15 protein-coding genes are annotated in these 19,451 nt (G+C 68.2%); 6 read left to right on the plus strand and 9 right to left on the minus strand.

The genetic code is table 11. The features are described from left to right. Positions 1–43: 43 nt before the first annotated feature. Together NS4_RS25525 and NS4_RS25530 are read right to left on the minus strand one after the other, a co-directional pair. Positions 44–1,156 (minus strand): DUF475 domain-containing protein, encoded by a 1,113-nt coding sequence (locus NS4_RS25525; protein WP_063062035.1) that lies wholly within the window; start codon positions 1,154–1,156, stop codon positions 44–46. Positions 1,157–1,356: 200 nt separating this feature from the next. After that, positions 1,357–1,932, minus strand: coding sequence for a TerD family protein (locus NS4_RS25530; protein WP_063062052.1), 576 nt, complete (start codon positions 1,930–1,932; stop codon positions 1,357–1,359). Between the two features lie 274 nt (positions 1,933–2,206). Between NS4_RS25530 and NS4_RS25535 the strand changes: the two genes are divergently transcribed. The 4 genes from NS4_RS25535 to NS4_RS25550 are packed head-to-tail and all read left to right on the plus strand — an operon-like array spanning position 2,207 to position 7,938. Next, entirely contained in the window at positions 2,207–3,424 is a 1,218-nt protein-coding gene (locus tag NS4_RS25535) for a hypothetical protein (RefSeq protein WP_084487706.1), read from the plus strand. 12 nt (positions 3,425–3,436) lie between these two features. Further along, positions 3,437–4,648 carry an HpcH/HpaI aldolase/citrate lyase family protein gene (locus tag NS4_RS25540; protein ID WP_063062037.1) on the plus strand — a complete coding sequence of 404 codons (1,212 nt, stop codon included), beginning with the start codon at positions 3,437–3,439 and terminating at the stop codon, positions 4,646–4,648. Continuing rightward, entirely contained in the window at positions 4,645–7,089 is a 2,445-nt protein-coding gene (locus tag NS4_RS25545) for a phosphoribosyltransferase (protein WP_084487707.1), read from the plus strand. The genes NS4_RS25540 and NS4_RS25545 overlap by 4 nt, the downstream gene beginning before the upstream one ends. Next, positions 7,090–7,938, plus strand: a complete 849-nt coding sequence (locus NS4_RS25550) for a hypothetical protein (RefSeq protein WP_063062038.1) — start codon at positions 7,090–7,092, stop codon at positions 7,936–7,938. Here the strand turns inward: NS4_RS25550 and NS4_RS25555 are convergent. From NS4_RS25555 to NS4_RS25570, 4 genes are all read right to left on the minus strand, one after another. Next, positions 7,935–8,900: a DUF389 domain-containing protein gene (locus NS4_RS25555; protein ID WP_063062039.1), complete on the minus strand. Its 966-nt coding sequence runs from the start codon at positions 8,898–8,900 to the stop codon at positions 7,935–7,937. The genes NS4_RS25550 and NS4_RS25555 overlap by 4 nt on opposite strands. A 64-nt stretch (positions 8,901–8,964) precedes the next feature. After that, a complete protein-coding gene (locus tag NS4_RS25560) occupies positions 8,965–9,729 on the minus strand; it encodes an AIM24 family protein (protein WP_063062040.1) in 765 nt (254 codons plus the stop codon). Continuing rightward, entirely contained in the window at positions 9,726–10,418 is a 693-nt protein-coding gene (locus tag NS4_RS25565; protein WP_063062041.1) for an AIM24 family protein, read from the minus strand. Before NS4_RS25565 ends, NS4_RS25560 begins: the two co-directional genes overlap by 4 nt. A 3-nt stretch (positions 10,419–10,421) precedes the next feature. Further along, a complete protein-coding gene (locus tag NS4_RS25570) occupies positions 10,422–11,045 on the minus strand; it encodes an AIM24 family protein (RefSeq protein WP_063062042.1) in 624 nt (207 codons plus the stop codon). Between the two features lie 311 nt (positions 11,046–11,356). Between NS4_RS25570 and NS4_RS25575 the strand changes: the two genes are divergently transcribed. Then, a complete protein-coding gene (locus NS4_RS25575) occupies positions 11,357–12,706 on the plus strand; it encodes a TerD family protein (protein WP_063062043.1) in 1,350 nt (449 codons plus the stop codon). A gap of 20 nt (positions 12,707–12,726) precedes the next feature. Beyond that, positions 12,727–14,292, plus strand: coding sequence for a TerD family protein (locus NS4_RS25580; protein ID WP_063062054.1), 1,566 nt, complete (start codon positions 12,727–12,729; stop codon positions 14,290–14,292). A 210-nt stretch (positions 14,293–14,502) separates the two neighbouring features. Here NS4_RS25580 and NS4_RS33540 read toward each other — a convergent pair whose 3' ends face one another. The 3 genes from NS4_RS33540 to NS4_RS25595 form a co-directional block, all read right to left on the minus strand. After that, on the minus strand, positions 14,503–15,132 hold the full coding sequence (locus NS4_RS33540) for a DUF2510 domain-containing protein (RefSeq protein ID WP_245665711.1): 630 nt from the start codon (positions 15,130–15,132) through the stop codon (positions 14,503–14,505). Between the two features lie 118 nt (positions 15,133–15,250). Beyond that, positions 15,251–17,047 (minus strand): glycosyltransferase family 87 protein, encoded by a 1,797-nt coding sequence (locus NS4_RS25590; RefSeq protein WP_157106238.1) that lies wholly within the window; start codon positions 17,045–17,047, stop codon positions 15,251–15,253. 109 nt (positions 17,048–17,156) lie between these two features. Then, positions 17,157–19,451 (minus strand): transglycosylase domain-containing protein (locus NS4_RS25595; RefSeq protein WP_063062044.1); only part of this gene is annotated, 2,295 nt, incomplete at its 5' end.

Genomic DNA, 19,451 nt, shown 5'->3' on the forward strand with positions numbered 1-19,451 from the left:
GACCCTCGGGTCCGCTCCCACTGCCGTTCGATATGTGCCGGTGTCAGCCCACCGGGGCCGGCTCCGAAGCCTCGGTGGGTTTCGTATCGTCCTCCTTGCGGTTGCGGCGGATGCTGGAGAGCACCGCCGCGCCGATGAAGGCGATACCGATCAGGCCGGTGACGAGCTCGTGGACGTGGATATCGCCGACCGTGATCAGCAGGATCAGGGCCAAGGCGCCGATGGCCCAGTGAGCGCCGTGTTCGAGGTACACATATTCGTTCAGCGTGCCCTTGCGCACCAGGTAGACCGTGATCGACCGGACGAACATGGCACCGATCAGACCCAGGCCCAGCGCGATGATGATCGGGTCGGCGGTGATGGCGAACGCGCCGATCACACCGTCGAAGGAGAACGAGGCGTCGAGGACCTCGAGGTAGAGGAACAGGAAGAACCCGGCCTTACCGGTGGCCTTGGCCAGCCCGGACGGGCCGCCGGCGGCTTCCTCGGCGTGCTCCTCGGCATTGAACATCGAACCCAGACCGTCGACGGCGATGTAGATGATCATGCCGAGCAGACCGGCCAGCAGCACGGTGGAGCGGTCGTCGTCATGGGCGAGGAACTCCGCGGCCAGCACCAGGCCGATACCGGCGACGACCACCGACATCATGTCCAGCTTGCCGGCCTTGGCCAGGGGGCGTTCGATCCAGGACAGCCAGGTGAGTTCGCGGTCTTCGAGGATGAAGTTGAGGAACAGCATCGCCAGGAACATGCCACCGAACGCCGCGATCTGCGGGTGCGCACCGGTGAGCAGGGTCTCGTAGCTGGGGGAGCCGTCGGGGAAGTAGGGGGCGTCGCCGGCGGGTGGGTTCAGCGCCAGGTCGAAGGCCTCGACCGGGTTGAGGCCCGCGGTGATCCACACGATGGCCAGCGGGAACACCAGCCGCATACCGAAGACGGCGATCAGGATGCCGATGGTGAGGAAGATCTTCTGCCAGAACTCACTCATCTTTTCCAAGATGGTGGCGTTGATGACAGCGTTGTCGAACGACAGAGATACCTCGAGGATGCCGAGGATGAGGCAGAGCGCCAGGGCGGTCGGGCCGCCGTAGAGGAATGCCACCCCCAGCGACAGCACCGTGACGACTAAGGATAAACCGAAAATGCGCAGGACCACGCTGGGACCTTTCGTGTGCGGTGGCCGGACTGCGGTCGGTATCCCGGCCTGTACGAGAAACCTGGTCGGCGGCATCGACGACCAGTCACCAGCGTTGCCGTCGACCGCCTATTTGTCCAATTTGTCCCCTGATGCCTCTGGGACAGAGAACGAGGGGGCCCGTCACCGGACCCCCTCACGCTACCCGCGGGTGTGGATCGTCAGACGTTCACACCGTAGTCGCGCGCGATACCGGCCAGGCCGGACGCGTAACCCTGGCCGATGGCGCGGAACTTCCACTCGGCCCCGTTGCGGTACAGCTCACCGAAGACCATGGCGGTCTCGGTGGAGGCGTCCTCGGACAGGTCGTAGCGGGCCAGCTCCTCGCCGTTGGCCCGGTTCACCACGCGGATGTAGGCGTTGCGCACCTGACCGAACGACTGCGAACGGCTGTCCGCCTCGTAGATCGAGACCGGGAAGAAGATGCTCTCGATATTGGCCGGGGTGTTGGCGAGATCGACGTTGATGACCTCGTCGTCGCCCTCGCCCTCGCCGGTGGTGTTGTCGCCGATGTGCTCGATGGCACCGTCGGGGGACTTGAGGTTGTTGAAGAACACGAAGTGCTGGTCGGAGACGACCTTCTTGTCGGCTCCGGTGGCGATCGCGCTGGCGTCGAGATCGAAATCGGTGCCCGTGGTGGTGCGCACATCCCAGCCAAGGCCGACGGCGACCGCAGTGAGGCCCGGAGCCGCCTTGCTCAGCGAGACGTTGCCGCCCTTGGACAAACTGACACCCATGCGGGATTCCCTTTCGTAGTCGTCTGTGATTCCCAGCATGTCGGTAACCGCCGGGTACGCAATACGACAGTAGTGGGTTTCGGTGAACTTGCGTACAAACTCGGGCAAGCCGGTCACCGGCAGGCGCGGGCGACTGCCCCGGATGGATTGGGATCGAAAGCTTTCGGAGTGCCCGCCCGCGCCGCTCCCTCGCGGTGTTCGACGGGGGTGCGCGGAGTCCGGCCGTACGCGGTGTGGCGGCGCGCGGGCGGTGGGATCTCATACCATCGGGTCTGTGGCAGGCCGCAGGCGTGGATGGTTCCGGTCGGGGGAGGATCCGTGGTTCGAACAAGCACGGTCGGCACTGACGACGGCGTTCCTGGATATGGACCGGCGGCAGTCGGCCGCGGAAGCAGCCACCGCGGCCGCCGAGGAGATGTTCCCGGAACGGGGGTTGGGCCGCCGCTGGGCCTCGGCGCGCGAAGACTGCTACACCGCCGCCGCGGCATACCTCCAGCTCACCGGCGAGCTGGACCAGGACGAACAGTCCGGGACGCGCCGGCCCGGCCGGCAACAGCGGGTGGACGCGGTGATCCGGCAGCTGGGGTCGGCCGCGCAGCGGGTCGACCGCTTCTACCACGGCGACCGTGCCGCGCTCGAGGAAGCGATCGCGGTACGGCGGGCGGTACCGGAACTGGTCGCGCGGGTCACCGCCGATGCGGCGCGGGCGCGTAGACAGGCGGCCGAATCGGAGTACGCCGAGTATCCCTCGATACGCGCTGGCGCCGCGGCGGTGGATGAGGCAATGGTCACACTGACCGCGGTACCGCCGGACGACCGCGGCCGGGCCCGGACGGCGGCGAACCGGCTGGCTTCCGTTACGGCCGATTTGTCGGAATCGTTGGCCCGAGCCCCTTCTCGGGCACCGGCCGCGCGCAACGCCATCTCCTCGGTCACCACCCGCCTCGCCGCGGTCCGCACCCGGGCCGAGCGGATCGGGCCCGCGCATTCGGCGCTGTTGCGGGAGTTCAATGCTGCGAGTTCGGCGGATCTGGCAGACAATGAGCGAACCAGCGAGCGTCATATCGCCGCCGCGGCACAAGCCCTGGCCGGGGCCCGTGCCGCCGCGGCCGAGAACACCCCGGAGCAGGCCCTTGAACTGACCACCACCGCGCGCGGCCACCTCGCCGACGCCGAACAACTGGTCGACGCCGTGACCAAACGGCTGGCCGAGTTGCGGGCCGTCCGCGAAGACCCGCGCCAACGCGCCGAGGCCGTACGGTTCCGCCTCCGGGACGCCCAGATGCTGGCGGTATCACGGGGACTGGTCGCCGAATGGGGTTCGGTACTGGACGCTCAGGTCGAGCGCCTCGACCGGGTCGCCGCGTCCCTCACCGGCCGGCACCCCGACTACTGGGCATATGTAAACGAACTCGACACCATCGCCGAATTCATTGCCGGGGTTGTCGAGCGAATGCGGAAACAACCACCACCGGGACAACGACGAGGATGAGACGGGGGCTCGATGACCGCAGGCACGGCCGTCCGGCAGGAAATTTCCCTGTACAAGCAGGTACCGCGCCGACACTTCAGGTATCTGCAGGGGCCGGACGCCAGAGCGCTGTTCCACCGCCAGCCGGAGCCGTTCGACGACTGTGCCGATCGGGAGATATTGGCAATGGCGCTGGGCGCCACCCTGTACGTACCGGCCACTCGCGCGGATCTCACGGCAACGATCGTGCGTCGGGCCGAGCGCGGAGTGTGCTCGATGGTGATCGACCTCGAGGACGCCGTCGCCGACCACGAGGTCGAGTTCGCCAAACAGCAGACCGTGCGTACTCTCGACGAACTCGCCGCCCGCCCGGACCCGAACCCGATGCTGTTCGTCCGCGTCCGCGACGCCGACACCGTGCCCGAACTGATCGACCGGCTGGGCGCGGGCGCGCAGGTACTGACGGGTTTCGTCTTCCCCAAGTTCGACAGTTCCTCGGCACCGAAGTACCTGGCCGCGCTGACCGCCGCCGCCGCTCGTACGGAACGGCCGCTCTACGGGATGCCCGTACTCGAATCCGCGGCGCTGGTGCATCGGCAGACCAGGGATTCCGAACTCACCCAGATCGCGGCCTGCCTGGCCGAGGTACGGGAACGAATTCTGGCCGTGCGGGTCGGCGCCACCGATATGTGCGCGACCTTCGGTATCCGCCGCGACCGTGATCTGACCATCTACGATGTGCGGGTCATCGCGGATGTGATCGCCGATATCGTGAACTATCTCGGCCGGGCCGACGGTACGGGTTTCGTGATCACCGGGCCGGTATGGGAGTACTTCGCCGACCACGAGCGGATGTTCCGGCCGCTGCTGCGCACCGCGCCGTTCGAGGAATCCGACGCGGTACCGTTCCGCAGCTATCTGGTGAGCCGGGATCTGGACGGCCTGCTGCGGGAGATCACACTCGATCGCGCCAACGGTATCCAGGGCAAAACCGTCATCCACCCCTCGCATGTGGCGGCCGTGCACGCGCTGTCGGTGGTCACGCACGAGGAGTATTGCGATGCCCTCGACATTCTGCAGGTGGAGGCCGGTGGAGTCGCCGCGTCCGGCTACCGCAACAAGATGAACGAGATGCGGCCACATCGCAATTGGGCGCGTAACACCCTGACCCGGGCCCGGGTCTTCGGGGTGGCCGAGAAAGGAGTGTCCTTCGTGGATCTGCTATCGGCGCTGGTCACGGTATGAGCGACGGATCCGGCGAATTGTATTGGGCCACCCGCGAGCTCGGTATCGAGCTGCGGCATCGAAAGGCGTTCCGGCACGGGGACACTCCCGACACTCTTGCGGCCGAACCGGAGATCGCCGATCTGGTGCAGCCGGGATTGCGCAAGAATCCGCGGCGCGCGCATCTGCTGGTCTCCACGGTGCTGGGCAAACATCTGCCGACCGATCCCGTCCGGGTCCGCGACGCCGGCGACCGCCTCGGTGATCTGGTGCGCGCGGTCCTCGGTGCACAGGATGCCGTGGTGCTCGGGTTCGCCGAGACCGCGACCGGTCTCGGTCACTGTGTCGCCACACGGATCGATGCGGCGTGTTACCTGCATTCGACCCGCCGGGTGGTGCCGGGCGCGGTGACACTCACCGGGTTCGAGGAGGGGCATTCGCACGCTACCTCGCATCTGCTGCAGCCGATGCCCGCGGACGTGTTCACCGCGGGTCTGCCGCTGGTGCTGGTGGACGACGAGATCTCCACCGGCGCGACCGCGCTGGATGCCATCGAGGCACTGCACGAGTTCGCGCCGCGGACACACTATGTGCTGGCCACGCTGGTCGATATGCGTACCGACGCCGACCGCGACCGGTTCGCCGCGGCGGCCGCCGCGCTGGGCGCGCGGATCGATACGGTGTGCCTGGCATCGGGTGCCACAGTGCTGCCCGAGGGTTTGGTGGCCACTGTTTCGGAACTCCCTGCGGCCGAACTGAATCCGGTGGCCGATCGCCGCGGTGTGTCGACGCGGCTGGAACTCCCGTGGCCGCGGGATGTGCCAGAGGGCGGCCGGCACGGATTCCTGCGCGCCGACCGGGCCGGGTTCGAGCAGGCCACCGCTGCCGCGGGGAAGATGCTGCGGGATCAGCTGGCCACCGAGTATCCCGGTCGCCCGGTGATCGTGCTCGCCCATGAAGAGCTGATGTACCTGCCGCTGTGCCTGGCCGTGGGGATCGCCGAGTCCGGGGTGCCCACGCGGTACCAGACCACCACCCGTTCACCGGCGTATGTCCTGGACGAACCCGGTTATCCGCTGCGCCGCGGCTTCCGGTTCCCGGCTCCCGAAGCCGGCGAGGACAAACCGCGCTACCTCTACAACGCGTGCTGGCCCGGCGATCCGGGCATGGACCCGGTGCTCGTGTTCGTGGCCGATTCACCTGCCGACGGCGAGCGGCTCTATGGCCCGGGCGGGCTGGTCGATGTACTCACCGCCGCCGGTTCCGATGTGGTGGTGGCGATCATGCGGGAGGCCGATCCGCGCACGCTGGCCGCCGCGCGTTCGGGTGGTTCGGCCGGGCCCGCACCGCTGTTCGGTCCCGGATTCGGTTCCTACGATCGGGCCGATGTGGCCTGGCTCCTGAAGGACCTGTCCGACGCCGACCTGGAGGCCGATACCGCTTCGCGCGAACAGCGGATCCAGTCCGGACTCGCGCACTACGCCGAATCCCTGCCCATCGAATACCAGCCCGACGCCGCCTACCGGGAACTGTTCGACCGGGTACTGGCCGACAGCGCCGAACGGCTGGCCCTGGCGGTGGGGACGGTGGCCGAACTCGTGGCCGCCGAACGCGGCACCGATATCGTGCTGGTGTCGCTGGCCCGGGCGGGCACCCCCGTCGGTATCCTGATCCGCCGCTGGCTGGCCACCGGGCACGGGCAGCGCGCCGCGCTGGATATCCCGCACTACGCGGTGTCGATCGTGCGCGATCGCGGGATCGACACCGTGGCCCTGGACTATCTGGCCCACCATCACGATCCCGCGTCCGTGGTGTTCGTGGACGGTTGGACCGGCAAGGGCGCGATCACCCGGGAACTGACCGCGGCGCTCGACGAATACCACGCGGCGGGCGGCGCCCGCTTCGACGACGACCTCGCCGTGCTCGCCGATCCCGGGCACTGTGTGCGCACCTACGGCACCCGCGACGATTTCCTGATCGCCTCGGCCTGCCTGAACTCCACGGTGTCCGGCCTGGTCTCGCGGACGGTGCTGAACCGGGACCTCATCGGACCGGGTGATTTCCACGGCGCCAAGTTCTACGCCGAGCTGGCCGACGAGGATGTCTCCACGCGACTGATCGATACCGTCACCGGGGCGTTCGAGACGGTCCGGCCGCAGGTGAGCGCACAGGTCGCGGCGGTACGTTCCGGGGACCGCGCACCCACCTGGGCGGGCTGGGCGTCGGTGGAACGGGTGCGCACCGCATACGGGATCGATAGCGTGAACTTCGTGAAACCCGGTGTCGGAGAGACCACCCGTGTCCTGCTGCGCCGGGTGCCGTGGCGGGTGCTGGTGCGGGAACCGGACGCGCCCGAGCACGCCCATATCCGGCTGCTGGCACAGGCCCGGGCGGTGCCGGTGGAAGTCGTGCCGGACCTCGCGTATTCGTGTATGGGCCTGATCAAGGATGTGCAGCGGTAGATGTCGTCCGCCAAACCACTGCTGGTCGCCACGGATCTGGATCGCACGATGATCTACTCCGCCGCGGCCGCCGGCACCGCTGCCGCGGCGACAGTCTGTGTGGAGCATCTCGACGGCGCTCCGCTGTCGTATATGACCGCGGCCGCCGCGGACCGGCTGCGGGAACTGGCTGTCGCGGCGGTGGTACTACCGACCACCACCCGGACCATCGAGCAGTTCGGCCGGATCCGGTTGCCCGGGGCGCCGTGGCCGTACGCGGTCACCAGCAACGGCGGGAACATCCTGGTCGACGGGGTACCGGACGCGCGGTGGCGCCGGGCGATCGAGGCGGCCGTCCGGGCCGGCGGGGCCGGTCTCGCCGAGGTCGAGATCGCGCTGCGGGCCCGCATCGACGACTCGTGGGTGCTCAAGTTCCGCGAGGCCGACGGCCTGTTCTGCTATCTGGTGGTGGATCTCGCCGCGACTCCCCCGGATTTCCTGACCGACTGGGATGCCTGGTGCCGGGAGCGTGGCTGGACGGCGTCGCGGCAGGGTCGCAAGATCTACACGATGCCGACGGCGGTGTGCAAGAGCCGGGCGGTGGCCGAGGTCCGGGCCCGGCTCGTCGAGTCCGGCGCGCTGGACCCGGTGGCGCCGACGCTGGCCGCCGGTGACGGCGCGCTGGACGCCGAAATGCTCGCCGCGGCCGATCACGCCATCCGGCCCCGGCACGGTGAGCTCGAGGAACTCGGCTGGACCCGGCCGGGCCTGACCGTCACCGCGACCACCGGAATCGAGGCGGGGGGCGAGATACTCGGCTGGTTCGCCGCCGCACTCACCGGTCCGGTGGCCGCCGGTGCGGCGGGTTAGAGCATTCGCCGGCGGGCCCGCGCCTCGGCGCGCGAACGCCGCAACGAGACCCGCGACCACACGGCATCCTGCAGCGCCAGTGTCGCCCAGCCCGCTATTGCCATCCCGGCCAGGTTCACCACAAGCTGCAACGCGCTACCCCAGATGGCCGAACCGGCGCCGAAGGCGAGGCCCAGCGCGATATTGCCCGCGGCCGGAACAGTGGTCACCGAGATGAACACTCCCACCAGCGCACCCGATTTGGAAGAGGTCAGCGACAGCACCCCGGCCGCTGCCGCGATCAGGGCGACGATGAACGACCATTTGTCCGGTGTGTAGATGAACGAGGTCTCCGGGCGGTCCCCGGTGACGACGTCGACGGTTATCCAGCCGAACAACCGGCCGATCAGGACGACTGCGAACGTGACCGCGATGGCGGCGCCGAAACCCATCGCCAAAGTGGCTACGGCGCGACCGAACAGCGCGGCACGGCGCCGGACCAGCGCTACGCCCAGCGCGGCGATGGCGCCGAACTCCGGACCGAGCACCATCGCACCGATCACCAGGATCTGTGAATCGACCACGATCGCGATACTGGCCAGTGCTGTCGCCAGCGTCATGAAACTGACATAGGTCCAGTTGAGTTCGGTCTCCTCGTAGGAGCGCTGGGTGACATCGGCCCAGACGACCGAATCGGCGCTGTAGCCCGGAGTGCGCAGCTCGGCGAGATACCCGGACAGCGACATCCAGGTGGAGATCTGCTCCAATTCGATACTGCCGCGATGGTGGAGGCCGATCGCACGCAGACGTTCGAGAACATCGTTGGCGGCTTCGCGGGCCAGGTCCGCGAACACCACATCGCCTTTCGGCCGTAGCGAGCTTCCGCGTAGGACCGCCAGTCCACTCACCGCGTCGTCGGACTCCAGGATCGCCACCACATCGTCGGTCAATTCGGCCGGCGACATTATCCGCACATGCAGCATGCGCCAAGTCTGCCCGTGCGGTGCAGCGGACCGCAGCCGGACGGGGCCGGTCGCATACGTCCGCTCAGTAACCCTGCTGCTGACCGGCGAGCTGCTGGGCGATGACCCCTTGTAGCCGCTGCAGACCGGGCACGGTGATCCCGCTCTGCAGCTGCCCCTCGATGGTGCGGATGAGGGCGGCGTCGCTGAGGACCTTCTCGCTCGACTGGATGAGAACGGTTCCCGCGCCGGTGAAATCGAACTGGCGCTCCTCACCGGAGGTCACCCCGAACGCGGCCGCCCCGGCGGCCAGAAAGCCCGAAACCCACCGCTGATCGTAGTGATGGCTGGGAGAGGGGCAATCGGCCCAGCCCACCAGCGATTCCGGGTCCACCCGCAGCGGCGGTTCGGCGAATATCACCGGCCCGTTCGAGGACGCCAGGAACTTCCCGGTGCCGATCAGCGTCAGGAAACCGGGCACGATCGATTGATTCAGCGAAAGCCCGGGTTCGAAGGCCAGCAGGTTCGCCGCGCGGATGGTGAGGTTACCGTCGTCGAGATCGTAGGAGTTGATGTCGTAGCCGCGATCACCGATCAGCAGTTTGCCCTGCCCCTCGGCCACCACGTAGTCGCCGGTGAACAGCGGCGCCGAGAATTGGTTCGCCACCATGTGCAGGAGCTGGCCCTGCAGGCCGTGGGTGAGGGCCTGGAACCGCATCTGCCCGTAGTAGGCGATCATCGCGCCCTTGCGCATGAACCACGGCTTGTTCAGATCGATGCAGTAGGCGTAGCTGTTGCCGGGGACGTTGTCGCTTTCCCCGAGGTTCATCGGGTTGAGGATCTCGCTCACAGTTTTTCCTCCGATGCCTGCACGTACACCAGGCCCTGGCCCGCGCATTGCAACTGCATGGCCTCGCCGGAGCCGCGGCCCACCGCGTCACGCCAGCTCACCGCGGCCTTCAGATCGGTGTGCACATTCCCGTAGGACGCGATGAACGCCTGTGGGTCCACCACCACCGGATTCGGCCCGCCCACCGGTAGTTCGAGGAAACCACCGTGGGCGAGCAGGACGGCGCTGCCCTGCCCGGACAGCTGGGTGGTGAACATGCCCTGACCGGTGAGCGCACCCGACGCGGCGCCGCGCAGGGCACCCATCAGGCCCCCGCCGCCTCCGCCGCCGGAACTCGCCACCGATACCACCGAGGTCTGCAGACCGGCGGTGTAGGCGAGCAGCCGGGATGCCTCCACCTGCAGTACCGCACCCGGTTGTACCTGGACCACCTGCACTTCGAGACCGGCGAAACCGTAATGGACGCTGCCATTGCCCTGCGCGAGCATGGTGCGCTGATGTTCGCCCGCCATCATCCGACCCGCCATCCGGACCAGCCCGCCGCCGCCCATCCCGGCGCCACCCGGAATCTCGTGCGGTGCGAAGGACACGTCGCCGGTGTAGAAGAGCATGCCGCCGGCCCGGGCGACCACGCCGCCCGCCGTGGCGATATCGACGGCGACGACCTTGGAATTGATCTGCTCGAACATGACCTACCGTTCCGCCGGTTGGATCGAGACCACGCCCTGCCCGTCCCAGCGCAGCGAGAACGCCTCGCCGCCACCCTGTCCCAGCGCCGCACGCCAGGAGACATCGGTGACGAAGGACTGGTTCAGATTGCCGCGGGCGGCGACGAACGCGTCGGGGTCCACAACCAGCGGGAACTGCGGTGAGACCTCGAGGTGGATGAGCGGGCCGCCCGCCGAGAGCAGGGCGACCTGTCCCTGACCGCTGACCGTGGTGGTGAACAGTCCCTGACCGCTGGACGCCCCACGTACCCCGGCGAATCGCACATCGGTACGCAGGTTCCCGGCGAAGGCCAGCAACTGCTGCGATTCGACCTGCAGGGTCTCGTTGTTCAGATTCACCACCGAGACGTACTGGCCGTTTACCGCCAGGAAGACCCGGCCCTGGCCACCACATTCCATCAGCGAGAGCTTTTCGCCGGTGGCGCGGCGCTTCATCCCGGCCAGTACCCCGTCCCCGCCGCCGAACCCGGCCGATTTGAATTGCACGGCGCCCTCGTAGGCGACCATCGAGCCGGAGATGGCGCGGATACTGGTGTTCGCCAGATGTACCTCGATCACCTTCTTCGACTGTTCGAAGAGTTGTGCCATGCGTAGTCGCCTGTTCTCGCCGCCCCGGAGCCCGGCCATCGCCGGTGCTCATCCGTCGCCGTCACCTTAATCGCCGCAGGTCGTTCCAGTCCATGCCCGGCCACACCATTCGTCCACTCCGGATGGTCGACGTCCTTGGTCGGGGCCCGCCCCCGGTTCTGGAGCGACAGAGCGAAGGAGCGCAGCGACTCCAGCGGCGGAGTGAAGAACCGGGGTCACAGGGCCCCGACCCTGCGACGCCGGAGGCGGCGCCATAAATACGAGCATCTCGTACAGTGGCATCATACGCACCGACAAGCGAAGGGTCTGACTTGTCCGCAACACTCGCCAAGGGCCAGAACGGTCCACTGGCCACGAACGACGTGGTGGTTTCCATCCAGTTGGCGGCTCCGGCCGATCTGTCCGCCCTATTGGTCACCGAGCAGGGCAAAGTCCGGTCCGACGCGGATTTCGTCTTCTACAACCAGCCCAGCGGACCGGGTGTGAACCTGCGGCCGGGCCCGGCCGGGCAGCCCGCGTCGCTGGTGGTGAACCTCGGCGCGGTCCCCGCCGATATCGCGCAGGTCCGCGCGGTCATAACCCTCGACGATCCGAATACCAATTTCGGGCAGTTCGCGCCGCCGGTCGCCTATGTATCGGATCAGTCGGGCGCGCAGCTGTTCGAGTACCGGATCGACGGTTTGGCCACCGAATCCATCGTAATCGCGCTCGAGCTCTATCGGCGCCAGGGCGCGTGGAAGGTGCGGGCGGTCGGGCAGGGCTACGCGGGCGGTTTCGCCGCGCTGGTCACCGATCACGGTGTCACCGTGGACGATTCGCCTGCCGAAACGCAGACCGCGGCACCGGCCGCCGCGCCGCCGCCTCCGCCCGCGCAGCAGACCGCGCCGGTACCCCCGCCGCCCACCCAGCAGGCCTACCCCACCCAGCAGCAACCGCCGGCTCCACCCTATCCGCCGCAGGGCGGGGGTTATCCGCCCCAGGGCGGTGGTTATCCGCCGCCGCCCGGCCCCGGTTACCCACAGCAGCCCGCCGCGGCGGCGCCGACCCAGCAGCATCCCGGCGAGATCAGCCTGAGCAAAACCGGTCCGGTGAGCCTGCAGAAGGGGCAGCGGGTCAGTCTCCGTAAAGAGGACGGCGCGGCGCTCACCTTCGTCAAGATGGGGCTGGGCTGGGATCCGGTGCAGCAGCGCGGACTATTCGGTAGCCGGACCGTCGATATCGACCTCGACGCCTCGGTGATGATGTTCGCCGATATGAACCCGGTGGATGTCGCCTACTACGGACAGCTGACCTCCAAGGACGGTTCGGTCCGGCACCAGGGCGACAACCTCACCGGTGAGGGCGCGGGTGACGACGAGGTGATCCTGGTCGACCTCACCCGGATTCCGGCCCACGTGAACAGCCTGATCTTCGTCGTGACCTCGTACAAGGGCCATACCTTCGGCCAGGTGCAGAATGCCTTCTGCCGCCTGATCGACGGCGCCAACAACGCCGAGCTCGCCCGCTACTCGCTCACCGGCGGCACGCCGACCACCGCCATGGCGATGGCGAAGCTGTTCCGGGCCGGCAACGACTGGAAGATGCAGGCCATCGGCGAGGGTTTCAACGCCAAACATCCCGGCGAGGCGATTCCCCAGCTGGGTCGGTTCCTGGCGGTATGAACGGTGTCGGGGGACAGACGATGAAGCAGTTACAGGCGGGTCAGAACATCCCGCTGGGCGGCGGGATCATTCGCTTCCAGGTGAACGCCGCCGTGCCGCTGACGGTTTCGGCGCTGGTGGTCGCCGCGGACCTACGGGTCGGTTCGGCGGCCGATGTGCTGGTGTCCGAGCGTCCGGCCGGCCCGGGGGTTCGAGTCGAGGAGGCGGCGGTCGTCGTCACGCCGGCCGAGATACGCGCGGATGCCCAGGCGGTGCTGCTGGTGGCCGCCGCGCAGAGCGGGCTCGGCGTGGTGACCGCGTCGCTGTCGGAGAACGAGGCCGCGGTGGCCGAGTTCGTGATCGCCCCGCAGGCCGGAGAAACCGCTCTGATCTGCTTCGAAGTGTACCGGCGCGGTGCGGGCTGGAAGCTGCGCGCGGTCGGTCAGGGGTACGCGGGCGGTATCGGTGAACTGCTCCGGGCACACGGCGCCGGCGGTTTCGCCACCGTACCGGCCGCGATGCAGGCCGCGCCCACTGTGCTCGACGCGACGATGGCCGGCCCCATCGCAGGGGCTGCGATGCCGGGCGCGGAGGCCGAGATCCCGCCCTTGGAGGTCGGGCACGGGCTGGAACGCCTGTGGATGATCTTCGAGGACGCCGCGCGTTCGGCCGCGGCCCTGGAATCGGCGCGCGGTTACGCGGCCGAACGGCTCGACCAGGAACTGTCGGCCGCGGTTTCCGATCCGGCCACCCGCAACACCCCCGCGGCCGACGCAGCGCGGGCGGCCGCCCAGCGGCGGCACGACGAACTCACGGAGACCGCCGAGAACAATCACCGGCGCGACAGCACCCAGTTGCTACGCGAACTGCGCGAGGCGGACGCGGTGCTGCCGGCGGCGCTGGCTTCGTGGAGCTCGCCCGCATGGGACCGCCCGGCCACCGCGGCGGACGGGATCCGGCTCGGCGAGCTCTACGCACTCGATCGTGGCGCACTGCGGGTTCCCTACTGTGTGCCCGTGCCGTTGAATCGCCCGCTGTGGGTGGACACCGAATCCTCGGCGGCCGTCGCACCGGTGATCGGCGCCCTGCTCGCCCGATTGATGCGGGCCGCACCGGGGCGCCGGACCCTGGTCGACATCATCGATCTCACCGGCGCGTTCACCGGTTTCACCGGCATGCTGGCGCCGGTGCTGGCGGGTCCGCCGATCACCGACCACTCCGATATCTCACCGCGGTTACAGCAACTCGTGGACGCCGCCGAACTGGCGGAGATGGCCTACAACTCCGGGCAGACGACCCCGCCGGCCGAGCACCGAATCCTGCTCGCGGCGGATTTTCCGCACGGATATCAGGCGGCGGACGCGCAGCGGCTGGTGGCGTTGCTGGCGCGCGGAGATCTGATCGGCCTGTCGACCATCATCGTCGGCGCAGGCGAATCCGAGTCCGGGGAAAGCACGGTGGCCGCGCTGTCGCGTGCCTGCCGCCATCTGCCGACCGTCACCGGCGCCCCGCTCTTCGATCCGTGGACCGGTAACGCCTGGCAGCTGGACCTGGATCTGCTACCGCACGAACCAGAACAGCGGGCACGGATCCTGCGGGCGGGCTGAACCCGGCCGCCGCCGGCCGGATTCGAGCACCGGGCCCGGGGCAGCCGGTCACGTCGCTGCTGCGGTGGTGCCGGCGAACAGTGCCACGGTGACGGGGCCGGCGAGCGCCGGGCGACCGGCCGGTGACTGCGACCGAAAGCGCGAAATCTTCCGACCGCACAGCGAATCGCCCCGGCCGCCGCGGCGGGGCGATTCGTCTTATACGGGTGATCAGCTGGTCAGGTCGATCACGCAGTTGTCCACGGCGAGCACGATCGGATCGCCCGGCGAGATCCCGAGTTCGTCACTCGCGCGCGGGAAGCTCGTTTGGTTGCGAGCGCCGCCTGTCGATGAGTACACCGCGCCGTCACGCACGATCCACACGTCCGAACGGGCGTCCATATCGCCCACGGCATCGAGGGTGGTCGCGCCGAAATATGTCGTGCCGTTCTCCTCGATCACGGTGCCGTTGGCGAGCTCGTGCCCGTCCGTCGTGAGGCCGGCGGCGACCAGGGCGACGAGCTCGGCGCTCGCCGGCGCGCACCGTGGATCGGAGTAGACCGGCGTCGCCGCGGGTGGCGGCGACGCGGCGGGGGGTGCCGATGATTCGATCGTGGATGTTTCCGGGGTTGTTGCCGGGCTGTTGTTCTGCTCGGCGGGCGGTGGCGCCACGGGGGCCGGCGCAACCTCGGTGGTGGCGCCGGCGGGTGCGGTCTCTTCGGTTGCGGTGTCGTCGCCGATCAGGTAGCCGATGATCCCGAGTAGTACGAACGCGACGAGACCGATCCCGGCCACGACCAGTATGTTGCGGGTCGTCCGTCGTTGCCGAGCGATATTCTCGTGCTGCTGTTGGTCGTCCACCGATATCCCCTGACTGATTGCGGTGGCGCGAGCAGGCGCCTCCGTTGATCCCGAACATGAATCGCCGAGTGAGCGTTTCGCGTTTCACAGGTCTGCACCTCGAGCCGGAGGCCCGAGGTCAGCCCAGGCGCGCAGGCGGCCGGAGCTCTCGGACCGCCTCCGCCGGTGCCGCGGCGGTTACGGTGTCTTGCCTACCGGTCCGCGTCGCGGCCATCGCACCGGTCCAGTGGGTGTCGAGGGAGATCCGGGGCCGCAACATCTCCGGTAGCCACGGAAGTAGCGGGTCCGGGGCGCGGTCGACCACCCCGCCGACCGGGTCGTCCAAATGGTCCCGGCGCACCAGATCCTGTTCGGGCCGGTAGATCTGCCTGACGATCAGCACACACAATCCGATCACCGCGAGGTCGCGCAGTAGCACCGTGGCGGTGAACCACTGCTCCGGTAGCCCCTTACGGTCCTCGCCGAGATAGTAGAACATACGCGGCACCCAGACCAGTGCGTCGATCGTCATCCACGCCAGCAGGAGCCGCCGGTGGGGTAGGGCCAGGACCGCGATCGGGACCAGCCACAGTGAGTACTGCGGACTCCACACCTTGTTCGTCAGCAGGAAGGCTGCGATGACCAGGAAGCACAGCTGGGCGAGCCGGGGGCGGCGCGGGGCGGTCAGGCCGATATAGGCGATACCGAGACAGGCCGCCACGAACAGCAACAGCGAGACCAGGTTGAGGACAGTGGGCGGTTCCCCATGCCGCAGCACGCCGTCGAAACCCGACCAGTCGGTGAACGACATCACCACGTTGTACAGCGAATCGGGATCGGCGTGGCGCGTGGTGTTGAGCCGGAAGAATTCCCGCCAGCCGTCCGGGTAGAGCAGCGCGATCGGCAGATTCACCAGGGCCCAGGTGACCGCGGCGCCGGCGCCGGTGAGCGCGGCCGCGCCGAGCGGACGGGTGCCGATCAGGTGAATACGCGCGGGGACCTCCGCGAGCCAGGTGCGCAGCGCCGCGGCACTGTCGATATCGCGCAACCGCATCGCCTGATGCGCGCGGGGGGTGCGCTGCATCGGATCGGCGCGCAGGCACAGCACGACGATCGGGCCCAGCAACAGCAGGGGGTACAGCTTCGCCGCACCGCCAAGCCCCAGCAGGACACCGGCCAGCAGTGGGCGACGGCGGGCCCATGCCAGCAGACCCAGTGCGGCGAAGGCGGTCGCGAGGAAATCGAAATTGGTGAAGGCGTGCACGATGACCAACGGTGAACACGCCACGAGCGCCGCGTCCCAGATCCGCCGCCCGGACAGCAGCGCGGTCGCCCAGATGGTGACGAGCCAGGCGACCGAAAGACCCAGGGCCACCACATTGAAATACAGGACCACCTGCAGCGCCCCCGGCAGCGGACTGGCGTCCCAGCTCTTGGCCACCAGCATGGAGACGTACTGGTACATGCCCGACAGCACCGGATACTCCATATGCCGGACCTCGGTGCCGCCGCCGGGTGTTTCCTCCACCCAGGATTTCTTGTACGGGAACGCTCCCTCGTTGAGACGCTCGGCGCCGTACAGCGGCACGGTGTCCGAGTAGCACATGGCCGTGTACTGGCGGCCGTTGTTCCAGTCGAGGGTGAGCAGCCCGCCGGAGGTGGTGGTCTGCTGGATACATCCGGCCTTCGCGAACCAGCCGAACGCCAGGAAGATCACTGTGAACGCCAGCAGCACCCGCATCGGTGTCCAGAACCGTGCGCGCCCGATCAGTGCGTGATCGCCGACCGGGCCGCCGATGACCGTGCACAGCTGGGCGGTCATCGAGTCGTTGCGACTCGGCTTGTCGCGCGCGTCGGCCGAACGCAGATCTCGGGCGAGCGGGGCGGGCGAATCGTAACCGGCTGTGGCGCCGGTTCGCCCGTTTCCGGGGCCCACACCGTCGTCCGGCCCACCCACCAGTCGCTGCTCGCTCACGGCACCCGAGGTTACCTGTTACCGGGGTCCCGGCCCGGACCGAGCCGGGACCCCCGGACAGTGTTGCGGGTTATCCGCCCGAGTCCGGACGGCTGTCGCCGCCGCTGTCGCCGCTGTCCTCACTGTCGCCGCCGGTGTCGGTACCGCCGCCGGCGCCGGGCGCCTGGGTCACCGTCGGAGCCGTACTGGTCTGTCCGGCAGTGGGCTGCCCGGGTAGCGGGCCTTCGCCGTTGCCCTGCGGCTGGTTCTGCGGTTGCTGCTGGCTACGCGGGTTGGGCGCGACCCCGGGCACCGGGATGGTGATACCGGGCAGGATCTCGACCTGGCTCGGCTGGATCACCACCGGGGGTTCGAAGGTCGGGTTCGTGGTGGACGGCGCTGTATAGGGGGCCGTCCACTTCGGTACACCGGCCTGACCCTTGATCGGCGCGGGTTTGGGGAACTTCTCGTTGGGCGTGCCCTCGAGGGCGCCGTCCATCGTGGCCTTCCAGATATCCGACGGCAGACTCGAACCGTAGATCATCGCGCCGCCGTAATTGCGCAACGGCGAGTTGTCGGTGGTACCGACCCACACCGCGGTGGACAGCGACGGGGTGTAACCCACCATCCACGCGTCCTTGTTCTCACCGGTGTCGCCCAGCTGCGCGGTACCGGTCTTGGCGGCCGAGGCGCGGCCGCCGGCGAGCCCGTGGTTACGGGAGTAACCGGCGATCGGTTCCATGGCCGCGGTGACATTGTCGGCGACGGCCTCGGAGACGCGCCGCTCCCCGGCCACATCGCCGCGATCGAGCAGTACCGTGCCGTCGGCCGATACGACCTTGCTCACGAAATGCGGCTTGTGGTACATGCCCGAGGCGGCCAGGGTCGCGTACGCGGACGCCATATCCAGCGGCCGGGCCTGGTACTGGCCGAGGACGATACCGTTGTTCGGTCCGGCTCCGCCCGGCTCGGTCAGCGTGGGGCCCAGGCCCGGAAGTTCTTCCGGAATACCCAGTTTGTGCCCCATATCGGCGATCTTCTGCGGGCCGTTCTGCATTTCCAGCTGCATGCGGTAGAAGCTGGTGTTCAGCGAACGTTTGAGCGCCTCGGCGATGGTGCAGACACCGCACTGCTCACCCTCGACGTTGGTGATCTCGATACCGTTCACCGTGATCGGCGAGCTGTCGTACATCTGCGACAGCGGAACACCGTTCTCCAGGTTCTGCGCCAGGCCGATCACCTTGAACGAGGAGCCGGTCTGCAGGGCGGCATTGGCGAAGTCGTAGCCGTAGCCTTCCTCGCCGCCGTAGTAGGCGCGCACCGCACCGGTTTTCGGATCGATCGAGACCACCGCGGTGCGCAACTTGTCCGGTTCGCCCTCGAGATTCTTGCGTGCGGCGTCGACGGCGGCCTGCTGCGCCTTGGCGTCGATGGTCGTGGTGATCTGCAGGCCGGAGGTGTTCAGCTGTTGTTCGCTGATCCCCGCTTCGGAGAGTTCGCGCAGCACCTGCGCTTTGACATGACCCTCCGGCCCCGCGGCCTCGGTCGTTTCCCCGGCCTTGGACGAGGACACCACCTGCGGATAGGTCAGACCGCTACGCTCGCCACGGTCGAGATTGCCGCCGGCGACCATACCGTCGAGGACATAGTTCCAGCGGGTCTCGGCGCCTTCGGGATTCGACTCGGGATCCAGCAGCGACGGCAGCTGAATGGTCGCGGCCAGTACCGCGCCCTCGGCCACACTGAGTTCCTGTACCGGCTTGTCGAAATACGCCTTGGCCGCGGCATTGATGCCGTAGGCGCCGCGCCCGAAGTAGATGGTGTTCAGGTAGGCGGTGAGGATCTCGTCCTTGCTCCACTGCCGGGCCATCTTCGCCGAGATCACCAGCTCGTGCAGCTTACGGGTAAGGCTGCGCTCGTCACCGACCAGCGCGTTCTTCACGTACTGCTGGGTGATCGTCGAACCACCACCGGCGCTTTCGCGGCCGAGCACATTGTCGCGGGCGGCGCGGGCGAAGCCGGAGATCGAGAAACCGGGGTTGCTGTAGAAATCCCGGTCCTCGGCGGCGATCACCGCGTTACGCACGTGCGGCGGAATCTGATCGATCGTCACATCGGTGCGGTTGCCCTCCGGCGGCACCACACGGGTGATCTCGGTTTCCCCGTCGGCCGCGAGGATCGTGGCGACCTGGTTGGTCTTGAGATCACCGGGTTCGGGCACCGACACCGTGGAATAGGCGATCAGGAACACCGTGCTCGGCACCACGATGGCCAGTGCGACCAGGACGTAGGCGATCCGCCGCGCGATCTTCCACCGGTTCTTGCGTTTCTGCGCCGGTCCGCGGCCGTCGGGGCCGCCGGGACCCCCCGAGCGACCGCCGGGCCG

The organism is Nocardia sienata NBRC 100364, assembly GCF_001613205.1.
Taxonomy (GTDB): Bacteria; Actinomycetota; Actinomycetes; order Mycobacteriales; family Mycobacteriaceae; genus Nocardia; species Nocardia sienata.